Raw genomic sequence first — 21,555 nt, 5'->3', positions numbered from 1 at the left:
CCCCACCTTGCTGACGCACGCGTGCCGCGTGTTTAGATTTACACCATGCGCCTCGGCGCGGGTATGCAGCGCTGATAAAAGATTTAAATTCGCCTTGCCAACAAACTATAATTATTAATCCTTGTCCCCAACTCATATTATTAAAAAACATGGATTTCCAAAAGCAACTCTTCTTCCTAAAAACCCAACAAATCAAAATTGAAATAAACCTGGGCTGGAAAGATAACACACTAATACTTGAAGGCTACGATATCGGCACAACGGTTGAAAATTTCCATGGAGATTCTGACTATGAATATAACATAACCGTAAAAGATGCCGAACTTGAAAAGCTATATCATTTAAACAATGTTGAGGTTGGCCAAAAGCTTTTGTTAGTTGAAACTATAGCCCAGAAAATAAACGGAAACAAATCTTACTCCGAATTTCAGAAGTATTTAAAAGAAAATGGCATAGGTTATGAAGCATTTACCTGGTAAATAATAGATCGCCTATTTATATAACAATCCCATTTCCTGTCGAAGCTGCTTTATTGCTAAATTCCGACCAACGATATTAAGCACTCGCCTTATAAAAATGCTGAATGCTTGCACGATCAACCTTTTGCTCAGCATACCACAACTCGTAATTATTTTGAAGGTTAATCCAAAACTGCGGTGTATTGCCAAATGCAACAGATAGCTTAATAGCAAGCTCCGGGCTGATGCCTGTATGACCATTAACAATAGCCGAGAGATTAGCACGGGCCATACCCAGGCCTTTCGCTACTTCGGTAATTGTTAATTCCCGTTCGTCAATAAACATTTCTTTTAAAATGAGACCGGGATGATTAGGTGGTAATTTGCGTTTCAACATAATACTTTCCTTTTTTAATGATAGTCGATATAATCAACATCATGAATATTTCCATCCTCAAACCGGAAGATGATACGGTAATTCGCAGTAACTTTGATCGACCAAAAATCCTTCAGGTTTCCACTTAGCTTATGAATCCCAGATCCTAATTGCTTGATATCATCTTCAGACGATATAGCATCCAAAGCATCAAGAATACGTGATATTTTGGCCAACTGATTGGCTGGCAATTTTGCTCCGTTTCCTTCGGTGTAATACAATAACAACCCCTTGTAGCGGATGCTTTCGATCATATACAAATATAATGCGTTATATGACACATGACAATTTTATTTCCCCTTCAACCTCCCCACCAACGCTTTCGTGTGCTCATTAGGCACCAAAAAATAAGCCCGCTCCGCCCATTTGGTAGCATCCTTTTGCGCGGTATCATCCCCCGGCAATAACTCCCTGAAGGCATCCGCAACCTCATACAAAAGCGTAGCCACATTGCCCGAATACTGCCTGGCGGCCAAACGCTTCTCCTCGGCAAAGCCCGGTATTTTGGTGCTATCCTGTTGCCCGCTTAAAAATGGCCCCATCACTTTATCAAACAGTTCTTTGTCCTTTTGGCGAGCTTGTGTGGTATCAACAGCCATTTGTTTATTGGCCAAACGGTAGCCTGCTTTTTTCAGGCCATCGGTAAGCTGCAGCTTGCGCGAATGGTATAAGGCAGCGTGGTCGGCGGTTAGTTGGGCGGCTTCAGTTAATAGCGGGTACAACTTTTCTTCAATAGCCATTGCCTGTAGGGCTGTTTGCCGGTCGCCGGCTTTGGCGGCATCGCCCCAGGCAAAGTACAGGGTATTTTCAAACAAATTGTTGGCTACCTGTTTTTGTTCGGCGCTATCAAATACGCCCAGGTTTTCGGCAATCAACGGCACTGCTGCCGACCATGTGCGACCGCAGTTTTTGAGCAGGAAACTAAGCTCGGCGGTGTTCAGATCCTGCTTTTTCAGGGTGGCTACATAGGCATCCAATATTTTGGCATTATCCAATTGTACGGCAGTCCTCGCCTCAAGGTAAGTATGAAAGAATGATCTGCTCTGTTCGCCGGCTGCAAACCGTGCGTCTAATGCCGATAACCGTAGCGATGTGCTATCGTTGCCCAACGCGGCTTTTGCCGCGGCGATAAATTCGGCAGCCGGCATATAATCGGTGCGTTTACTGCGCAGCACACCTTTAGGATCAAGATAAAGCCAGGTTGGGTAAGCACTTACACCGAAGGCTTTGGCAATGCCCGGTCCCTCTCCCTTTTCGGCATTGAGGCGGTAGCTGATAAAATTATTGTTAAAAAACTTGCCTACTTCAGGAAGTGGAAAAATTTCCTTTTCCATGCGCTTGCAGGGGCCGCACCAATCGGTATATACATCTACAAAAATGGGCAGATGCTTTGCCTGGGCGGTGGTTAGCAATTGCTTCCAGCTTCCGCTAAAAAAGTGGATGCCATTACCTTGCTGCGCGTGTGCAGGGCGCAGCAGATTTAGTAATAAGCAGAAACAAAGTGTGTGAGGTTTCATACAATAAAGCTACCATTTTTTGCAGTTTAGCCTAACCACAACCCCAGGCTTTTAATATAAATAAATCGCTCCAGCGATATCTCACCACTTTTTAAACGGCAAAAATTTACCCTCCATTACCACTTTAACCCTATCACCTGCCGGGTTCTCAACTTTGCTGATATCCATGGTAAAATCAATAGCGCTCATAATGCCATCGCCAAATTGCTCGTTAATAATGGCTTTTAGCGTTGTGCCGTAAACTTGCAACAGTTCGTAAAAGCGATAGTGGGTTGGATCGGTAGGCGGCATTTGCGGCAATGATCCCCTATCCGGTATTTCTTGTAACGAAGTCACTAATTTGGCGTCCAGTTCAAGCAATTCGCCTGCCTTTTCGGCTTCGTGTTTTTCCATTACGGCCTGGCCATGTAGGGCCAGCGTTGTCCATACCAGGCTACGGCCAATAGCATCGGCCAGTTGCTGATATTTAACCTGTTTATTTTTGATTTGCCTGATGATAATTTCGGTAGCGGTTGTCCTGTTCATTTTGATACTTTTTTTTAATATCAAAACTAATTGGTTGCTACTTTACCAACGTGGTGCTTTTCGGGCTGTTAATGGTATTAATCAATGATTATATCAATATTGCCTTAATGCAATAAGTAAACAAACGCTCGTGAATGTTAATCTAATATCTCGGCTATCTTTTTCGCTATAACAACATCGTCGTTCCCGGTAATGATCACCTTACCCTCTTTATCCAACAACACATAAAGCGGTATGTAGCGCGAAGGAAACAACTCTAACACATTAGCGCTGGGTTTTTTATCCGAAAAATCGTCAACCACCTGTGTCCATGGCATTTTTTCTTTATCAAGTGCCGTGTACCAATTTTTAAGGTTATCATCTTCGGCAACACTCACCATATCAAAACCTTTGCTTTTATATTTTGCGTATAGCGACTTCCAACCAGGGATGGCTTTTCAGCAAGGCACGCACCAGCTGGCCCAAAAATCAATCAAAACAATTTTGCCTCGTTTTGACGATAGCTTAAACTTAGCGTTGTTCCGTTGTGGTAAAGTAAAATCGGGCACAACGGTATTGGCATCCCTGTTTTTTAAATTCCCGGCTTCGTCTGAAAGTGATTTATAGTCCTTATAGGCAGTGGCTTTACCCCTAAACTTGCCAACCATCGATAGTAAATATCCCTTGGGTGGATTGGCCGACAACATGGTGTGATAAAATTCATTAAATATAAAAACACCGGCTACAGAGGTTGGATCTTTTTGGATATAATTTTCTATCCACGTTTTCTGCTTTTCAGTCATTGATCCGCGTAACGAATCCATTTTGCTCATTATCGAAGCCCTATCTGCCGCATTAGCGAATTTAAGTTGCTTCATGAGCGAGATAGCGGCGGACTGGCCGGTTTCATTAAAATAACGGGTGTAGGTGTCTCCAAAATCAGATCCGGTTTGGTCAACATGCCATATCATTGGGTAATCAACTCCGCCTCCGCGTTGGTGTAGCGCATCTGCAGTATCAATTGTAGCCGTGATGGTGGTATCTTCCATCAAAAGCGAAAAACTCCAGTTACCGGGAGTAATGATAAACCCCTTCCTATCCGGTTCATCCATATTTCCGGTGATGATAAATTTCCCATCAACAATAAGCGCGCTATCGCCCGGAGTGTTGTTATGTGTTATGGTATGAATAACGCCTTTATCCACACCTTTTATAGTACCATATACCCGAAAACCTTTTGTAGGAATGGCCTGCGGTTTTACAATTACAGCGCTATCATTATTCGAATTGATTTTAGAAACAACAGACTTATGCCCGTCCTTTATTTTATTACCTGTTGATACTTTTTTTGAAGAGACATTTTGTGCTTGTGCGGAAATAGAAAAAACAATCAGCCCTAAGGCCAGCAGGGTTTGTGATAAAGTTTTCATTAGGTGGTTTATATATGCTGTTAACGCAAGCCAAAATAAAATATTTTAACGAACAGAAAAAATAAAAGCCCCATAGCACTCGCTGCATGGGGCTTTAAACCTAAACCTTATCACAAATCAATGAGCGTTTTGGGAACGCCCACTAATCATTGTGTAAAAGTAACACATATTTAGTTAACATGCTAAATTAAATGCTAAACCATTTGTGTTTATTACATCTAAATTACAGTTTATCAGCGCTAAACATTATTTAGGTCATATATTTTTTACAATCAAACAACCGGTTTCATGGTAAACATTGCCTTGTAGTACCTCCAATAGCCCACTCCCAAAAGCACATTTGGTAACATTAACGTAACACCCATTAGCCATCCCGAAGGCACTAAAATGGTATGAAAAAGCAACACATTTAAGCTGATGGGAAAAAGCACCACGGCCGAAAAGGCCGGATAACGGTTAAACATAAGCGACAATCCGCCCAATATCTGGATAGATTTTATCATGGGATAAAAATATCCTACACCTTTTAATCCGGCTACAAAAGCGCCTGTTACGCCCGGATGTAACGGCTGATAAGGGATAAACTTAAAAAAATAATCCAACCCGAATATGAGGTAGATAATACCCAATAAAACGCGGGAAATAAGTACTGTTATTTTCACACCAATTAGTTTTTATAATTTGATTTAAGCCAAAGCTGATTAATTAAATGCAGATTATCAAATAGCAAAATAAGGTTATGCCGCACCACAGTTTTGAACAATTGGTTTTGAGTTAGGGCTTTTTATTTTTTTTATCTATCTTCCCACATAAAACCCTCACTATGAATTTTTTAAAACCTACTTTCACTACAGCTTTATTGCTGGCAGGCATTAGCGGTTTTGCCCAGCAGCAGGAAGTTGTTGATACTGCCATCTTCGGCCGTATCCGCCGGGCGGAGTTGAACAGCTCGCAAATCCCGCAGATTGCACATTATATTACAGATGTTTCGGGGCCGAGGCTTAGCAACTCGCCGGGGTATGATAGGGCCGCCAAATGGGCCGTAGAAACCATGAAAAAATGGGGAATGGCAAACGCTGCTACCGAAAGCTGGGGCACTTTTGGCAAACGCTGGGAAATACAGGATTTCAGTATTATGATGCGTGCGCCTTACGCCGCGCAGATCAGGGCTTACCCTAACCCATGGAGCACCAACACCAATGGTACTGTAACCGGCGAGGTTGTGGTACTTAACCCCACCCAAACCATGGATACCACCTACCTGGCCAGCCACGCTGCCGATTTTAAGGGTAAATTTGTGATGGTGGTAGGCAACCCTCCCGGCACCAAAGCTAATTTCGAACCATCGGCCGAGCGCCTGGCCGATACTGCATTGGCTAACCTGAAGGATACTTATATGGTTCCTGCCGGGATGATCAGCATGTATCAGAACTACATGAAAATTTTCAAAACTTCCGACCTGATATTCAGAAAAGCCGGGGCATTGGCATTTATCAATACAGGCCGTGGTAACGTGAACGGAACTGTATTTGTACAAGGCAACTACGGCTACCACCTAAACGATCCGGAAACTGTACCACAAGTAAGTATGGCGATGGAAGATGCTCAGAAAATCAAGCGTTTGATTTCGTCAGGTCAAAAAGTGCAGATCTCGTTAAATGTTAACGGTAAATTCTCAACTGATGATACCAATGGTTATAACGTTGTTGGCGAAATTCCGGGTACCGATCCTAAATTGAAATCGCAGCTGGTAATGCTGGGCGGTCACCTTGATTCGTGGCAGGCAGCTACCGGCGCTACTGATAATGGTGCGGGGTGTATAGTAATGCTGGAGGCTGTGCGTTTGTTAGATTCGTTGGGCCTTAAACCTAAACGTACCATCCGGATAGCGCTTTGGGGCGGCGAAGAGCAGGGTTTGTTAGGCTCGTTCGGCTATATTAAAAAACACTATCGCGAGGGCGAAAAAATAAAACCGGAGCAAGCTAAAGTATCGGCCTATTTTAACCTGGATAATGGTACCGGGAAAATAAGGGGTATTTACGCACAAAGCAACCAGGCTACCAAACCTATATTTGAGCAATGGTTTACGCCTTTTCATGACCTTGGCGCACAAACGGTAACTATGGCCAACACCGGATCAACTGATCACCTGTCGTTTGATTGGGCGGGCATCCCCGGCTTCCAGTTTGTGCAGGACCCGATTGATTACGAAACCCGCACCCACCACAGCAATATGGACGATTACGACCACCTGCAAATTGACGATCTGAAACAGGCCGCCATCATTGTAGCATCCTTTGTGTACCAGGCCAGCATCCGCCCCGAAATGCTGCCACGCAAACCGGTAGAAAAAGGCGGTTTTGTGTTTGATGGGTTTTAACAGTTAAAGCAAATAAAATAAAAAAGCGGCCGGAGGTATAACACTGCTGGCCGCTTTTTTATTTGCCCTTAACGTAATACATACTATATACGGATCTGTAGTGCTCACCATCTGGACGAATAAATTCCGACTCCTGGTACAAGTGTAATTTGCTGGATGTTATAGATTTCACTTCATTAGTAGCATGCCCGCCTTCAACAATAAAATTTCCGTGCGTTTGTCCCGGCACGTTATAGGCTATAGTTTTATCAGTTATAGTGTATCTGAAATTATAGAAATTATCTTTATACATTTCAAAAACCTGTAAACCAGTACCATCCCCGTTAAAAACAATATAACTATTAGCTAATACCCCAGTAGAAATTATGGGTGCGTCATTATTGTGATACGTGTAGCTGGTATCTTTTTGCGCTATCCATTTACCAACAATAGCAGAACTAAGTGGAGCGGCAGGGCCGTCGTTTTTGCCCGAGCAACCGTAAAATAATCCGGTGACAAACAACAGTAGTAAGTTTTTTTTCATCCTGATAAGTGAGGTTTAAAGTAAAACAGATGTTTTTAGCTGTTACGCACAAATATTATCATACGCTACACCATATCACTGTAATTATCTAAGATAAACGATACCAATATTTAAGAATGAGAATTATTTAATGGAAAAAATCCGGTCGGCTTTATTTTTCGTAATTAGATATAATTTATAGTATTAGTAAATACACAAATAATGGTGCTAACACATACCGTAATAAGGGAGCGGCTCGATAAGATAACACGAAATATCAGGAAGATACGGGAAGAGAAAAACTTTTCGCAGGAATATATGGCTACCCGGCTTCATATTTCTCAAAACACCTATAGCAAACTCGAGTTGGGCTATACCGCGCTCACTGTTGAACGCCTTATACAGATAGCAGCCATTTTAGAGATCAGCATTATTGATTTGCTGATGCCCGATAAATGACTACTAATTTGGAATGCCCGGATCCGGCACGCCCACATACCAGATCCGGAACTTTGCGTTTTAAGCAAATTGAATGCTACTAATCACGAACCGGCTTAAGTACCCTGCGTTCGTTGGCTCTTTTACTTAAATAGCATTTTAAAAAAGCGTTGATCATAATGCCTGCTACACAACAGGCTACCAATACGTAAATAATTAGGATGTGCTTTGGCATTGAGTTTATAGTTTCCCCTAATGTAACACCGATGATACATTACATGCAAGCATTTTCAAAAATAAAGTTTCGACTGTTTTAGTATAAAAGTCAAAATTTTACTTTAGGTTGATAAAAGCTGCCGGTGCGGCGTCTGTTAGCCATACTTTATTTTCGGACAGATAGAACGGATAACCTTGCTTATACATCTCGCCCGCCGCAACAATCAGCACTACCGGCTTGCCATGCCTGCTACCAACATTAATGGCTGTATTGATATCACTGCTGAGGTGTACATGCTGCCGGGTCCGTTTTTCCAATCCGCTCTGCATAATACTCTCTACCGATTTTTCGCCTGTCCCATGGTACAACACATCGGGCGGCGTTTGAGGTTCGTAACCTAACTCCACCTCTACCGAGTGGCCCTGGCTGGCACGGATCTTCAGCTTATCATCATTAAAAGCAAAACGTTTTTTGGCGTTGGTATCTACAATGTGCTGCAATACATCGAAGGTAACGGGACGGCCGCTTTTGTTCAGTTTATCAAGCAGTTCATCAACAGGCACCCAGCCCTGCTCATCAAGCGTGATACCTATCTCTTCGGGTTTGTGGCGTAATACAAGGCTTAAAAATTTGCTAAGGTTTGTGGTTTCTTTTTCAGTTAACATAATGGCTTAAAGATATCAAACTTGCGCCAGCTACGCAGCGTGTTTATTCATTAAGCAAATTACTCAGGTTTTTACCTTGCGGGATAACGCTATCGGCAGCATAATGCCCCAGCGTTTTTTGCAACTGCTGTTTGATCTGTTTCACCAAAATACGCGGACTGATCACTTTCAACTTTGCACCAAAACCTAACAGCTCCCGCTCCAACTCAAAATTCATGATCACCTTGATGCTGAACAGCTTTCCATCAGCCTCTTCCCGCAGCAATTTTTGGGTATGGTGCAAGGGCTTGGTAATTACATAGGGCGCGTTAGCATTATCTATCCAAAATATAATGGTAGTATCCCGCTGCCCCGGCGATTTGGTTACCCCCAGCACATCATTATAATAAGTAGCCAGATCGATACTCCTGTTTTCGATATAATCATCATCGTGCAGTTCAACCGTCTGGATCCTATCCAGCGCCAGCGTAAGCAAAGGTTTATTGCGTTGGTGCGATAAGCCCAACACAAACCAGCGGTTGCGGTATTCTTTAAGCAAATACCCGCTGAAACAAAAAGTGCTGGCATCCCGGGCCTTGAACGATTGATAAGTCACACACATGGTACGCTTAGCTACAATAGCCTTGCGGATCACCTCTATCCATTCCAGGCCTTTCAGGTTGTCGTTCTTTTCAAAATCTACTACGGGTACGCTACGGGTTTTCTGGCTATAGATCTTATCCTCAAGCCGGGTAACCATTTCGCTGATATCGGCAAAATGACTAAAACCTTTAAATTGCTGCAGCAGGCCTGCCACCTCGCCAAGTACCTGCATATCCTGGTTGTTGATGGGGATATTGGTGATGCTGTAACCCTTATCGGCATAGGTGTAGTACTTTTTATCAATTACTACAATAGGCGCTTCGTAGCCCAGTTTATTGCTGCGCATCATTTCAATATCGGCCTGTACGGTTCGTCGGCTTACGCCGCTGTCGATACCCTGGTACTCGTATAGGGCTTCGGAGCAGGCTTGAATGAGGTCGTCCAAAGTCCATTGTTTGCGGCGGTTTTGGAGACAGCCGTCGATAGTGCGGTAGCGAATGAGGGCGTTGCGGTTTACGGGCATAGTTGTTTTTGGGGATTACACCGATTGATTTTTGATTACACCGATTTTGATCTATGATGATTTCTGATTTGGTTGATTGCGATAATTTGTCTGAACCGGAATTTGGGGAAATTATTTGAATTTATTGAATTTGCTTAGCATTCTGGTAATTCCTTCATTCCCCCAAATTCCGGTTCAGACTTTTTTTTCGATAATATTATAAAAATATTTTTCACTACGCAAATACATTGCGCAGATGGTATTTTAATTTGTATCATCAATCAGGCCAATATGGTCTGGAGAGCAAACAAAAGAAACCTCCCCGTCGAGTGGCGACGGGGAGATTTAGAAAAGCTTGAATTATGGAAAAGATAAAGATCAGCAACAACGAACTCACCGCCTTAGGTGTAAACGATAATAAAATAATGGAAAGCTTTAGCCGCGTAGCTAACGGACTGTTAAAACACGGCGTGATGGATAAACAAGAAATTCTGGCTAACCTCGAAGCGCTTATTGACGACCCAATGCCTTATACCTTTAACAAAGGCGACAAGTTTAAAAACCTTGCCGAGGCGGTGATCGATCTGCGTAAGGAAGGCAAGTTTCTGAAACAACCCCGTACTACCTTCGCCCTGAAAAAGGAGATCGCCGATTTCCCGGTTTACGGTATTGAGCATATTGAGGCTGGGGCCTTGGCGCAGATGAAAACCGCTGTTAGTCTCCCAATAGCGGTAGCAGGCGCTTTAATGCCCGATGCGCACCATGGCTACGGGTTGCCTATTGGCGGCGTGCTGGCCACTACGGCTAATACCATTATCCCCTTCGCGGTTGGGGTGGATATTGCCTGCCGTATGTGCCTGAGTATTTTTGATATGCCAGCCACTACGGTTGATACCGAGACCGATATGCTTAAAGGCCTGCTGCTTAACCATACCCATTTTGGGATAGGCGGTGTTACTAAAAACCATTTCGATAGCTCGCTATTTGACCGCGCCACATGGAGCGAAACCAAGGTGATCCGTAACCTGAAGGATAAGGCTTACGCCCAGTTAGGTACCTCGGGTACCGGCAACCATTTTGTTGAATGGGGCGAACTTACTGTAGCCGATAACATGCTGAAAGGCGTACCGGCCGGTAGCTACCTGGCATTGCTTTCGCACTCGGGCTCTCGCGGTTTTGGGGGTAATATTGCCGATCATTATTCAAAAATTGCCATGAGCAAAACCAGGCTTCCGCAGGAGGCTAAGCACTTGGCATGGCTTAATTTAGATAACGACGAAGGTCAGGAATACTGGATTGCCATGAATCTGGCCGGCGATTACGCCAGCGCCAACCACCACGAGATCCATAATAAAATTGCCCGTGCCCTTAACCTTAAACCGGTGGCCATGATTGAAAACCACCACAACTTTGCCTGGAAAGAGCAACTTGCCGATGGAACCGATGTAATGGTACACCGTAAAGGTGCCACCCCGGCCGGCGAAGGTGTATTAGGGATCATTCCCGGAAGTATGAGCACACCCGGCTTTATAGTGCGCGGTAAAGGCGCAACAGCTTCTATTAATTCGGCCTCGCACGGTGCAGGCCGATTAATGAGCCGAACAGCCGCCTTCAAAACCATTAAACGCGACCTGGTGGATGTCGAGCTGCTAAACAAGAAAATAACCCTTGTAGGAAGCGACCTTGACGAAGCGCCAATGGTTTATAAGGATATCCATACCGTTATGGCCGCCCAGCAAGAGTTGGTTGATGTACTGGCCAGCTTTCAGCCGAGGATTGTGAGGATGGCTGATGCAAAGGAGAAGCCGGAGGATTAAATAAGATCCAAACTTTTCAAACGAACTATTTAAATTCTAATAATATCTATAAATTTAATATTTCATCAAATAAACAAAACTATATGGCAGCGGAAATACCTTATCTTTCAATACCGGGATCAATTGTAAAGATTTTAGAGAAAGTTAAAGAAGCACAGACCCCAGAATCATTTAGTCAAGATTTTTTAAAGACAAAACTTGGCTTTAATGGTGGAAATTACATGAGATTTATTTCTTGGGCAAAAAAGACCGGACTATTAACGCAGGATGGCGTTCCAACACCTCTATATAAACAATTTAGAAATCCTACTACATCTGCAATAAGTTTGGCTAAGGCATTAAAAATTGGGTATGCCGAATTATATTCTAGAAATGAATATTGTCACGACTTGGACAGAAAATCATTTAAAGCTTTAGTTATGGAAGCAACAGGGGACTCTCACGATTCTACAAAAGTTGATTCGATAGTAGCCACTTTTTTTAATGCGAAAACTCTTGCTGATTTTGAATCCAACCCTATTAAGTCAAAATCTGATGAAGAGCCTGTAGAGCTCCCCAAAGGTCCAAAAGAGAGGCATGAAAAAGTTGATAAAACGCTCAGTTTGGGATTAAACTATACAATAAATCTAGTGTTGCCTAAAACCGACGATCCAGCCATTTATAACGCAATTTTCAAATCCTTAAAAGAAAATTTATTAAATGAATAACATTAATAGCATCGAATCGAAAATAAAGCTGTTTGCTTTAGCTAACTCACTAACTGAAAACAACTTAGATAAGGTTGAAAAAAATCTCGGTATCGATTTAGAGCGAGGAGCTCAAATCGAAGCAAAACGTAAAGATTATTATCTTCAATTTGAAGCAAAACTTCGAGAAGAGGCGAAGGAGATGGCAGAGCATTATGAAGTTTTTTATTGCCTTGAAAGATCAATTCGCAGTTTAGTGGTTCAACTTATGTTTGAGAAAAACGGAGAAAAATGGTGGGAAGAAAAAGTTAATTTAGAAATTAGAAAAAATGTTGATACAAATATCAAGAGAGAAGAAGAATCTGGCTATACTCAAAGATCAGAATTAAAAATTGATTACACAACATTTGGAGAACTGAGCCAGATAGTCACTTCCAATTGGGAAGCCTTTACAGATTTATTTAAAAATCCAAGAGCTTTCCAAAAAATAATGACTAGTTTAAATTTACTTAGAGGCCCAATTGCTCACTGTTGTCCATTAGCCGCAGATGAAGTTGTGAGACTTGAAATAACCGTAAAAGATTGGTTTCGATTAATGGAATGACTATCTATCTTAATCTTCCATTGGTGTACGCGTGTCGCGTGTACCTGAATCACATGCAAAGCCTCTCAACTTATAAACCACTTAAACAATCTTTAATTTATACCACAATACACTTAAAAAGTACCACAGTCTACTGGCAATAATCAATTACTTTCGCCCGAAAAAATAAAAGATGAATAGGGTAATCTGTTCTTAAAAAGAACAAATGTCAGCCCTTTATAAGTTTTAAGAGCTAATGACCTGCGCAACCCTATTTAGTTTTAATTTTCGATGCGATGAAAAAAATATTGCCACTTAAAAGCGTATTAGGCTACGCTTTGATATTTATAATGATAGGCACCTCCCTGATGCTTAATAATAAGGAGATCATATTACCGGAGATGGCGGCCCTGGCTATGGGTTGCCTTGTTTACGAGCATCCCGGCTGGCTGGCTAAGCCTTTTCATATTTTTCTTTTGCCTTCTATTACAGCTATCGGTGGCTTTCTCATCAACCAAACGGCCCTGCCCCTGCCTGCAAAGCTGATACTGGCTATAGCTTTTGTGTTATTAACGCTCCTTACCTTTAAAAGCTCGCTGGCTCCGGCGCTGGCTACCGGTTTGCTGCCTGTTATAACAAACGTTACTTCGGTTTATTTTATTTACTCCATACTCGCGCTTACCTTGTTACTGGTAGCATTTATGTACATTGAACATAAAGTACCGCAAATGCCGCCAAGCCTAAAACGGAAACCAAAAGACAATATCCTTTACTTAAGTTTTATATCAGTTTGGATACTGATCTGTGCCCAAAACAAATGGATGTATATCGCTGCCATCCCTCCTGTTTTGGTGGTAGGCTTTGAATCGATACACAAACCCGAATACTCTTTTACCATGTTTTATAAGCAGGTGACCGCCCTGTTTTTGGCTGCGGCTATAGGTATTACGGGCCTGTATTTTTTAGGCAACCTGCTTTTGGTGGCGCTGTTTGATATTATTGCCATAACGTTGATGCTGCGCGTGATAAAGCTTAAGCTGGTTCCGGCGTACGCGATGTCGTTACTGCCAATGGTATTGCATAACCCATCGTACCAGTATTTTTACTGGCAGGTATTGGTAATGGCTATTGTTGTTTTGGGTACTATTTACGGTTATAAGAATTGGGGGCTTAAAAACAAATTTAGTCTTGGATGGGTACGAGGACGACAATAGAGATGAGTAGTAGAAATTGCTATTGAACACCATCTCGTCAGAAAAAAACTTACAACAATAAGAAACTTTGCACCTTAGCATTCTTAAAATCTTCGCCTTTCACAAAAAAACTTTGCGCCTTAGCGCCTTTGCGTGCTCAAAAATATTCAGCGTTCACAAAAACCGTTGCACCTTTGCGAACCCAAATCTTCGAACCACCAATTCTGCACTTGCAAATCCCTAAACTATCCCCTATTTTCATGGCGTAAACTATATCACCATGAAACCTAAACCAAAAGCAAACCGCCTACTGTGGGTATTGATCATTACCGTTGCGTTTTTAATCGGCAACAAACACAACACCCAGGCATTAACAAGCCATAAACTTAGTACAGATTCAGTCCCAAACTCAACAAAACAGCGCGAAGTACTGCTATCTCAGCAACTGTTTGTGGTTAAACTATCTAAACTCAAAAGCAAACCCGACAAGCCACAAAAAGTTAATTTTAAAGCCGAACTACGCGATGCTTTCATGGTAATTTGTTATGATAAAAACAAAACCATTACAGAATTAAACTGGACTATGTGCCCCAATGGCAAATGCCCTATAACCGGCACATTCAATTACGGTTCGGCACAATACAAACAACTCGATACCGTAATAGCGAACGCCAGGTTAGCTAATGCCCAATCGACCAAAAAATTAAAAAGCCTAACATCATCCGCAAAAAGCAAAACACATTGATGTTTAACGTATAGATGATGTTCAAAAGAGAAAGTTTGCGAATCTAAGCGCCTTAGCCACTTCGTGTTCTTAAAACCCTCACCATTCACAAAAATAACTTTGCGGCTTAGCGTCTTTGCGCGCCTAAAATCTTCAGCCTTAACAGAACACATTTACCATCTCGTGTGCCTAAACACCTGATAAGGCCAGGCAAATTTCTGAAGCCCAAATCCCCCTAAAAAAATAAACTCCCCACAGCACTCGCTGCGTGGGGAGTTAAACCTAAACCTTATCACAAATCGTGAGCAAGGCGCTCACTATTTATGCAACTAAGATAGCAATACTTTTAAAAACTGCAACTTTCCCGTTACAAACATTCATCAAATCTTCATACCTACCGGGCTGCTACCTCCCGCAAAATGTATATTTTCTGAGCTGGATGGTAGCTTTAGTGTAGTTAGACGAAGCCACAGGTTCGGGGAAAAGTGAATACATATTTTTACCATCGCCTGTGGCTATCAGGTGGCCATTGTAGGATGCATCGGCAAGGGTGCTCCAGGTAAGATCGCCCATGGCATTATACCGTTCCCATTGCAGGTATCCATCCAAATAAATATTATTATCCCCATCAAACGCCATCGATCCATTCCTGATCACCTGCTTTTTCCAAGCCAAGGTACCGGTGTTAGCTATTTTACGCAGGGTGTTGTACCGCCAGTCGTCCTGGTTAAAAGTATTTACGTACACATTGTCGTTGTTGTCTATAAGCAGACCTAAGGGGCCTGCATACTCGCCTATACCAACCTGTGTAACCCATAAAAAATTGGTTTTAGCATCAAGCTTTTGCAGGTAAAAAATGGCCGGTTTGGCATCGGTAGGCTGTTCGGTAAGTTTAATATGAGCCTCATTAGTTGGGTTGAAGTTGGCATCCTTATCCGTTATTCTGCCAAGCAGATAAATGTTACCATTGGGGCTAATCTTCAAATCAATAATGCCCGAGTAAAAGCCTCCGCCATCTACGGTACTTTTTTCGGCCAAAAGGGTATTGCCGTTCATTATGGTCAGCCTGTTTTCAAAGCCTATATCATACCTGTTCCCATCTTTATCAACAGCCAGGAAAAAATCCCCGTACTGATGATCATCGCCATTGGTAATTTCGCCCTTATCATTAAACCTTACATTACGCCCTAAGGAATATGGCGAAGTTGAGTATTCGGTATGGAGATAAATATTTTGCTGATAATCGAAAACCAACGAGATCCCGTCGATATCAAAATTAAATACAGGTTTATCTACCTCTTTAGCCCAGATCAGTTTACCCTCACTGCTTAGCTTTTGGAGCACCACACCTGGCCCTGTAAGGTTTAACACGCCATCTCCGGGATCGGCGTCAACAGTTCCTTTTACTTCTGATGCTACATAAATATTGCCTGTTTTATCAACCGCTACGGCGTAGTGAAAATTCGCTTCTCTCCCATCGGTTATCATCACAGTTTTATTCCACTGAAAAACAGGCTGACTGTCACACGGGTCGGTTTCAGGGTTTTGCTTATCTTTTTTACAGGTGGATAAAATACTACAGGCACAGATAAGCGTGATTGCTGTTTTAAGGCTTAAGGTTGATGATTTTGGCATGATGCGGTAGTGGTTTGCCTTAAAGTTAAAAGCATTATACCGCGCATTTGCTATTTATTTTATTCATTAAAGTTGTAAAACCTTATAAAACTTATGAATCGACCAGTTTAACGACCGCAAAATTCAAACCTCCGGATGTGGATTGTTACCTTAGTATTGAGCTTAAAAGGCTGTTCCATTTCAGGATAAAGCGAGTACATGCTGCGCCCATCGGCAGTGGCTATTTGGTCACCTTTGTAAGCGGCATCGGCAAAGGTATTCCAGGTTAAGTCACCACTAATATTATACCGTTCCCATTGTAAATAGCCATCTACATAAATATTACTTTGTGAATCAAGTACTACCGATCCGTTCCTGATCACCCGTTTTTCCCACCTAAAACTGCCATCGTTAGCAATACGACGCAAAAAATTATATTGCCAGCTGCTTAGGTCATACCTGTTGATATATACATTTTCATTTTTATCAACCAGCATATGAAGTGTTTTGCCCCAAACACCTTCGCGCCCAACCTGTTTAACCCATAAAAAATTGCCTTTGGCATCCAGTTTCTGCACATAAAAGGCCAGAAATTTTTCGTCGGTGAGCGGTTCGGTAAATTCCATGTGCGTTTCCTTACCGGGGTCAAAATCCATCTCCTTATTATCAGTAACGCCAAGGATATAAATATTGCCACGATCGGTAATTTGTATATCTGTTATTATCGTATTATTAGGCCCTTGCATTAACCGCTTGTTCATTAAATAGGTGTTACCCATACGCTTTACCAACATGTTACCGTACTCTATCTGGTATTGAGCGCCGGTATTATCAACGGCCAGCAGGGTATGGATACCATATTGAAAATCGGCACCGTTAACCACATCACCGGCTTCGTTAAATTTTGTAGTACGATTGATGTTACCGTAGCTTACGTTTAAATAAGCGTTACGATAGGCATCAACAATTAACACCATGGTATCAACCTTTGATTGTTGCACCGGGATACCTACCCTTTTTGCCCAAACCAGTTTGCCGGTAGCATTTAGCTTTTGTACCACCACCGCAGGCCCGGTAAAGTTTAACACGGCCTCGCCGGGGTCGGCATCAACAGTACCCTGAATGGTGGCAGCCACGTAAACGTTTCCCATATTATCGGCGGCTAAAGCATAGTTAGAATACCGATCGAAACCATCGGATACGATGGACACCTTACTCCAATTAAAAACGGGTTGTCCCTCGCAAATATCTATTTGGGGAGTTTGATTACCTTTTTTGCAGGATGATAAAATGGTGAGTATGCAAATAAAGGCGAACGCGAAAGTAAGGTTTACGGCTGGATGTTTTAACATGATACGGTAGTGGTTTGCCTTAAAGTTAAAGGCATTATACCGCGCATCTGTTGTTTATTTTATTCATTAAAGTTGTAAAACTTATACACCCGAAGGTATCAGCACGGCTAAAAAAATAAAAGCCCCATAGCACTCGCTGCATGGGGCTTTAAAACCTAAACCTTATCACAAATCAATGGGCGAGTGCCCATTTTTTGAATAATCTAATTTAATACAAAAAGCATCAATTGCAACATTCCTGTTACATTCATTTTTGTTCATTTTTGCTTAACCCTAAATACACACGTAAGAGTCGGTTTCGCGAACGATAAAGTATATGTCGGCAAGTACTTTCACCCTATATTTATTTCTTTTATTATAGTCATTCTATCTTAAGGATGTTTACAAAACATTCCGCCTTCCCGGTTAAAAACCCGGTTAAAATTAGGGTTAACAACTTTTTGCGGGTTAAAACATATACAGCGTTTTACTTTTTGCACTATCATTGCCTTACCAATAAACATTAACCAATAATTAAGAAAATAAAGCCTTCTACTTTATCTGCCCAAATAAAACCTATTATACCAACCTACATTTATTAATTATGAAAAAAACGTGCTACACATTAGCGCTCGGCCTGTTCATTACAATAGCAAGCTGTAGCAAAGGCAAAGAGGTTACCCCGGCAACGCCCGTAAAAACCGATCCTGCCAAACCCAACGACACACCCGGCTTTAGCAGCTCCGATGCCGACCTGGCTTACACCGCTTTCAACAACGCTTTTTACGATACTAATAACAAACTATACTTCAGCACCACTAAAAAAGACGGCGTAGCCGCCATCTGGACGCAGGCCATTTACTGGGATATGGCCATGAACGTGTACGAGCGTACCAAAACCCCGGCCCAGCTTACCCGCATTGGCGATATTTACCAGGGCAATTACAACCATTACGATGGCTACAATTGGGATAACACCACGGTTTGGTTTATTTATGATGATATGATGTGGTGGGTGATAGCCCTTGCCCGCGCAAACCAGCTTACCGGCAACACCACCTACCTTGAAAAAGCTAAATCTGGTTTCGAGAGGGTGTGGAAAGGATCATATGACCCGGCCGGCGGCGGCATGTTCTGGGATTTTCAGCACAGCGGCAAAAACTCGTGCATTAATTTTCCTACGGTTATCGCGGCTATGAAATTGTATGCCATTACTAAAGACGCCTCGTACCTGGACAAGGCCAAATCGATCTATAGCTGGTCGAAAACTAATTTGGTAGATGCTTCGGGAAAAGTGAACGATAATAAAATTGGCAGCAACCCTGCAGGCGGTCAAGATTATACCTATAATTCGGGTACGGCAATAGGCGCGGCTATGGCTTTGTACAAGCAAACCAACGATGCCAGTTACCTTACCGATGCCAAGCTATATGCCGATTATGTAAAAAACAGCATGTGCACCAACCAGATCCTCCCTGCCGAAGGCGATTTTAACGAGCAAGGTGTGCTGAAAGCCATTTTTGCACAATATATAATGCAGTTGATTAATGATGGTGGCCAAAGCCAGTACTTAAGCTGGATCCAAACCAACGTTAACACCGGCTGGGGCAACCGAGATTCGCGCAACCTTACCTATCGCAACTATGCGGTAAGTACGCCAACCGGCGATATCCAATCGTACGAGGCCAGCACTATTGTAACCTTTATGCAGTTGGTGCCGCCAACTAAGTAAGGGTTTAATATTTCACGCAAAGGCGCAAAGGCGCAAAAACGCAAAGAAAAAATCTGGCGTTTTTGCGCCTTTGCTTACTTTATATATTGAACTTTCACAAAAACCTCGTGCCTTGGCTCCTTGGCATACTTAACTCAACAACCATCCACAAAAAAACTTTGCGTCTTAGCGCCTTTGCGTGCCTAAACCCCGAACTTTTATACATCCCACATTGCCGGCGATTCCCTGTACCTGTTTATTTCGTCAATCACCTGCTCTACTTCCCTGCGGGTAAGGGTATCTTCGCCATCGGTAATATAATTAAACACAACTCCGGGTTCTTCATAGTTAATATGACCTAAGTAATCGGGATTGTTGTTCTTTTTAAACAAGCGGCGTATTTCGGCAGCGGCAGGTTTTATGTTCAGCGCCGATTTAACACGCTTAAAAATGCTATATGAGTAGGTTATTATCGGGTGCCCATCCATGCGCAGTTCTGTTTCGGGCAAAATAGCCAGGTGCAGGTTGTAGGCTACTGTAACAAAAAATGGTTTCATAAAAACATGGTTTACCGGCAGATATAGCAAGCGTTATGCCACAATAACCAAATATTTAATTTATTTACTTAAACAATAATATTTTACCATAACTTCAAACACTGGCACGGTTTTTACAATACATCTCATAACAAACTAAATATATACTACCATGAGATCATTATTGTATATCATCGCCGTTATCCTCATTATAGGCTGGGCGATCAGCGTATTTGCCTACTCGGCAACAGGTTTAATCCATACATTATTGGTAATAGCGGTAATATCCTTTTTACTGGGCATTATCCGCAGTCCATCAACTGTTTAACCAGCCGATACTATAACATTGTAATATAATAGCGAACGCGGACCGGTGAGTCCGCGTTTATTGTTGATTTTTGTCTGAACCATGATTTATAGGATTAAGTGATTGTCAGGATGATTTTGTCTGAACCCGAATTTATGGAATTAAGGAACATACAGAATGCTAAGCAAAATCCTAAAAAATCCTTTAATCCTAAAAATCACGGTTCAGAAAAAATCAGCGTAATAAAACAAATCAACGGTCGAAATCCCGGTTCAGACAAACTGTTTAACATTCCACTTGTTAAATTTATTACACCTATAAAAACATATTACCATGGCACTAACTGATGATGAATTTCGAGAAGAATATAAACCGTTATACATTCCTGCCCATTTCGAGGTACAGGATACACAGCAAAATAAAATAGTTTTCGCTTTGGCACAGCTTGGCGAAGGCTCCGCTGCCGATGTGATTACCGAGTTGGAAACCCTGCAACCCGGCATAACCGACGATCAGTTGAAGGCGATCACCAAAACCGTTCTGGCCGATCTGTATGATAAAGGCCTGCTGAAAGGCGAAGAGCATAACGGGCAGATGCAATATAACCTCAGCAAAATAACCGAAGCAAACGATGGGTCGACTGATGCGGGTGAAGGCTTAACCGGCTTGTCGTAACTTGCATGCGAGGTTCTTATTATTCGGGCACCAGCAATATTGTACTGCCGGTGCCCAATAAATCGGCCTTTCCGGCGGCTTACCAGGATAAAAGCAGACTTAGTTACTACGGCTCGCTTTTTAACAGCCTGGAAGTGAACAGCACTTTTTACAAAATCCCCTTGGGTAAAACGGTAGCGCGGTGGGGAGAAGAAGTTCCTACCGGCTTCAGATTCACCTTTAAACTCTGGAAGGACATCACCCATAATAAAAACCTCGCTTTTAAACCAGCCGACATACAACGTTTTTTTGAAGTGATTGATCATTGCAATAAAAAAGGTTGTTTATTAGTCCAATTACCGCCCGGTACCCGTTTTGACGATCATCGGCAGTTAGAAGTTTTATTGGCTGAGATCCGTGGGCATGATCCTGAAATGGTATGGCATATCGCTGTCGAGTTCAGGCATAAATCGTGGTATAACGATATTACTCATCATCTGTTGCAGCAATATAACATGGCGATGGTTACACATGATATGAAAGCCTCGGCAACACCAATTATTGAACCATGGACTGATTTTGTTTACATCAGGTTTCACGGACCGGAAGGCGGTTACCGGGGCAGCTATCCCGATGAGGTATTAGCTGAATATGCAAGCTATATTAACGAGTGGCAAGAGGACGGCAAAACTGTTTATGCGTATTTTAATAATACACTGGGCGATGCATTGCCAAATCTGCTTACGCTGAACAATTTGGTATCATAGG

At 42.4% G+C, this 21,555-nt stretch carries 25 protein-coding genes; 12 read left to right on the top strand and 13 right to left on the bottom strand.

The genetic code is table 11. The annotated features are described in order from the left end of the window. The first annotated feature begins 149 nt into the window (after nucleotides 1–149). On the top strand, nucleotides 150–479 hold the full coding sequence (locus AAFN85_RS21045; protein WP_347529584.1) for a hypothetical protein: 330 nt from the start codon (nucleotides 150–152) through the stop codon (nucleotides 477–479). Nucleotides 480–555: 76 nt separating this feature from the next. Here the strand turns inward: AAFN85_RS21045 and AAFN85_RS21040 are convergent, their stop codons facing one another. From AAFN85_RS21040 to AAFN85_RS21010, 7 genes are all read right to left on the bottom strand, one after another. Further along, the gene (locus AAFN85_RS21040) at nucleotides 556–855 is read right to left on the bottom strand and encodes a HigA family addiction module antitoxin (protein WP_347529583.1); all 300 of its coding nucleotides are present in this window, start codon (nucleotides 853–855) and stop codon (nucleotides 556–558) included. Nucleotides 856–869: 14 nt separating this feature from the next. Continuing rightward, entirely contained in the window at nucleotides 870–1,148 is a 279-nt protein-coding gene (locus tag AAFN85_RS21035; protein WP_347529582.1) for a type II toxin-antitoxin system RelE/ParE family toxin, read from the bottom strand. Between the two features lie 36 nt (nucleotides 1,149–1,184). Further along, nucleotides 1,185–2,411, bottom strand: coding sequence for a thioredoxin fold domain-containing protein (locus tag AAFN85_RS21030; RefSeq protein ID WP_347529581.1), 1,227 nt, complete (start codon nucleotides 2,409–2,411; stop codon nucleotides 1,185–1,187). Nucleotides 2,412–2,492: 81 nt separating this feature from the next. Then, nucleotides 2,493–2,936 (bottom strand): cyanase, encoded by a 444-nt coding sequence (gene cynS / locus AAFN85_RS21025; protein WP_347529580.1) that lies wholly within the window; start codon nucleotides 2,934–2,936, stop codon nucleotides 2,493–2,495. 137 nt (nucleotides 2,937–3,073) lie between these two features. After that, the gene (locus AAFN85_RS21020) at nucleotides 3,074–3,367 is read right to left on the bottom strand and encodes a thioredoxin-like domain-containing protein (RefSeq protein ID WP_347529783.1); all 294 of its coding nucleotides are present in this window, start codon (nucleotides 3,365–3,367) and stop codon (nucleotides 3,074–3,076) included. A 6-nt stretch (nucleotides 3,368–3,373) separates the two neighbouring features. Then, a complete protein-coding gene (locus tag AAFN85_RS21015) occupies nucleotides 3,374–4,345 on the bottom strand; it encodes a TlpA disulfide reductase family protein (protein WP_347529579.1) in 972 nt (323 codons plus the stop codon). A gap of 272 nt (nucleotides 4,346–4,617) precedes the next feature. Continuing rightward, nucleotides 4,618–5,007: a hypothetical protein gene (locus tag AAFN85_RS21010; RefSeq protein ID WP_347529578.1), complete on the bottom strand. Its 390-nt coding sequence runs from the start codon at nucleotides 5,005–5,007 to the stop codon at nucleotides 4,618–4,620. Nucleotides 5,008–5,168: 161 nt separating this feature from the next. On the opposite strand from AAFN85_RS21010, the gene AAFN85_RS21005 reads away from it, so the two are divergent. Further along, nucleotides 5,169–6,725: a M20/M25/M40 family metallo-hydrolase gene (locus AAFN85_RS21005; RefSeq protein WP_347529577.1), complete on the top strand. Its 1,557-nt coding sequence runs from the start codon at nucleotides 5,169–5,171 to the stop codon at nucleotides 6,723–6,725. A 58-nt stretch (nucleotides 6,726–6,783) separates the two neighbouring features. Here the strand turns inward: AAFN85_RS21005 and AAFN85_RS21000 are convergent, their stop codons facing one another. Continuing rightward, complete coding sequence (locus AAFN85_RS21000; protein WP_347529576.1) at nucleotides 6,784–7,248, bottom strand: hypothetical protein; 465 nt, start codon at nucleotides 7,246–7,248, stop codon at nucleotides 6,784–6,786. Nucleotides 7,249–7,449: 201 nt separating this feature from the next. Here AAFN85_RS21000 and AAFN85_RS20995 point away from each other — a divergent pair, with 201 nt between their 5' ends. Further along, nucleotides 7,450–7,686, top strand: a complete 237-nt coding sequence (locus tag AAFN85_RS20995) for a helix-turn-helix transcriptional regulator (RefSeq protein WP_347529575.1) — start codon at nucleotides 7,450–7,452, stop codon at nucleotides 7,684–7,686. A gap of 312 nt (nucleotides 7,687–7,998) precedes the next feature. On the opposite strand, the gene AAFN85_RS20990 is transcribed toward AAFN85_RS20995, so the two are convergent. Both AAFN85_RS20990 and AAFN85_RS20985 read right to left on the bottom strand, forming a co-directional pair. Next, a complete protein-coding gene (locus AAFN85_RS20990; protein ID WP_347529574.1) occupies nucleotides 7,999–8,547 on the bottom strand; it encodes an RNA 2'-phosphotransferase in 549 nt (182 codons plus the stop codon). 43 nt (nucleotides 8,548–8,590) lie between these two features. After that, nucleotides 8,591–9,652 carry a WYL domain-containing protein gene (locus tag AAFN85_RS20985; protein WP_347529573.1) on the bottom strand — a complete coding sequence of 354 codons (1,062 nt, stop codon included), beginning with the start codon at nucleotides 9,650–9,652 and terminating at the stop codon, nucleotides 8,591–8,593. A 341-nt stretch (nucleotides 9,653–9,993) separates the two neighbouring features. Here AAFN85_RS20985 and AAFN85_RS20980 point away from each other — a divergent pair, with 341 nt between their 5' ends. From AAFN85_RS20980 to AAFN85_RS20960, 5 genes are all read left to right on the top strand, one after another. Beyond that, the gene (locus AAFN85_RS20980; protein ID WP_347529572.1) at nucleotides 9,994–11,448 is read left to right on the top strand and encodes an RtcB family protein; all 1,455 of its coding nucleotides are present in this window, start codon (nucleotides 9,994–9,996) and stop codon (nucleotides 11,446–11,448) included. An 83-nt stretch (nucleotides 11,449–11,531) separates the two neighbouring features. Continuing rightward, nucleotides 11,532–12,155 carry a DUF5343 domain-containing protein gene (locus tag AAFN85_RS20975; RefSeq protein WP_347529571.1) on the top strand — a complete coding sequence of 208 codons (624 nt, stop codon included), beginning with the start codon at nucleotides 11,532–11,534 and terminating at the stop codon, nucleotides 12,153–12,155. Then, entirely contained in the window at nucleotides 12,148–12,738 is a 591-nt protein-coding gene (locus tag AAFN85_RS20970; protein WP_347529570.1) for a Swt1 family HEPN domain-containing protein, read from the top strand. Before AAFN85_RS20975 ends, AAFN85_RS20970 begins: the two co-directional genes overlap by 8 nt. A 275-nt stretch (nucleotides 12,739–13,013) precedes the next feature. Further along, complete coding sequence (locus tag AAFN85_RS20965) at nucleotides 13,014–13,931, top strand: hypothetical protein (RefSeq protein WP_347529569.1); 918 nt, start codon at nucleotides 13,014–13,016, stop codon at nucleotides 13,929–13,931. Between the two features lie 259 nt (nucleotides 13,932–14,190). Next, a complete protein-coding gene (locus tag AAFN85_RS20960) occupies nucleotides 14,191–14,655 on the top strand; it encodes a hypothetical protein (RefSeq protein ID WP_347529568.1) in 465 nt (154 codons plus the stop codon). 384 nt (nucleotides 14,656–15,039) lie between these two features. On the opposite strand, the gene AAFN85_RS20955 is transcribed toward AAFN85_RS20960, so the two are convergent. Beyond that, entirely contained in the window at nucleotides 15,040–16,269 is a 1,230-nt protein-coding gene (locus AAFN85_RS20955; RefSeq protein ID WP_347529567.1) for a hypothetical protein, read from the bottom strand. A gap of 107 nt (nucleotides 16,270–16,376) precedes the next feature. Then, nucleotides 16,377–17,600: a hypothetical protein gene (locus tag AAFN85_RS20950; protein ID WP_347529565.1), complete on the bottom strand. Its 1,224-nt coding sequence runs from the start codon at nucleotides 17,598–17,600 to the stop codon at nucleotides 16,377–16,379. Nucleotides 17,601–18,183: 583 nt separating this feature from the next. On the opposite strand from AAFN85_RS20950, the gene AAFN85_RS20945 reads away from it, so the two are divergent. After that, entirely contained in the window at nucleotides 18,184–19,311 is a 1,128-nt protein-coding gene (locus AAFN85_RS20945) for a glycoside hydrolase family 76 protein (protein ID WP_347529563.1), read from the top strand. A 197-nt stretch (nucleotides 19,312–19,508) separates the two neighbouring features. On the opposite strand, the gene AAFN85_RS20940 is transcribed toward AAFN85_RS20945, so the two are convergent. Continuing rightward, complete coding sequence (locus AAFN85_RS20940) at nucleotides 19,509–19,847, bottom strand: hypothetical protein (protein WP_347529562.1); 339 nt, start codon at nucleotides 19,845–19,847, stop codon at nucleotides 19,509–19,511. 151 nt (nucleotides 19,848–19,998) lie between these two features. Here AAFN85_RS20940 and AAFN85_RS20935 point away from each other — a divergent pair, with 151 nt between their 5' ends. From AAFN85_RS20935 to AAFN85_RS20925, 3 genes are all read left to right on the top strand, one after another. Then, nucleotides 19,999–20,154 carry a lmo0937 family membrane protein gene (locus AAFN85_RS20935; protein WP_022832652.1) on the top strand — a complete coding sequence of 52 codons (156 nt, stop codon included), beginning with the start codon at nucleotides 19,999–20,001 and terminating at the stop codon, nucleotides 20,152–20,154. Nucleotides 20,155–20,466: 312 nt separating this feature from the next. After that, complete coding sequence (locus tag AAFN85_RS20930; protein WP_347529561.1) at nucleotides 20,467–20,808, top strand: hypothetical protein; 342 nt, start codon at nucleotides 20,467–20,469, stop codon at nucleotides 20,806–20,808. 5 nt (nucleotides 20,809–20,813) lie between these two features. After that, complete coding sequence (locus tag AAFN85_RS20925; protein WP_347529560.1) at nucleotides 20,814–21,554, top strand: DUF72 domain-containing protein; 741 nt, start codon at nucleotides 20,814–20,816, stop codon at nucleotides 21,552–21,554. Nucleotide 21,555 lies beyond the last annotated feature (1 nt).

This window comes from Mucilaginibacter sp. CAU 1740 (assembly GCF_039839285.1).
Classification (GTDB): Bacteria; Bacteroidota; Bacteroidia; order Sphingobacteriales; family Sphingobacteriaceae; genus Mucilaginibacter.
This window is presented reverse-complemented; position numbering and strand designations above follow the sequence as displayed.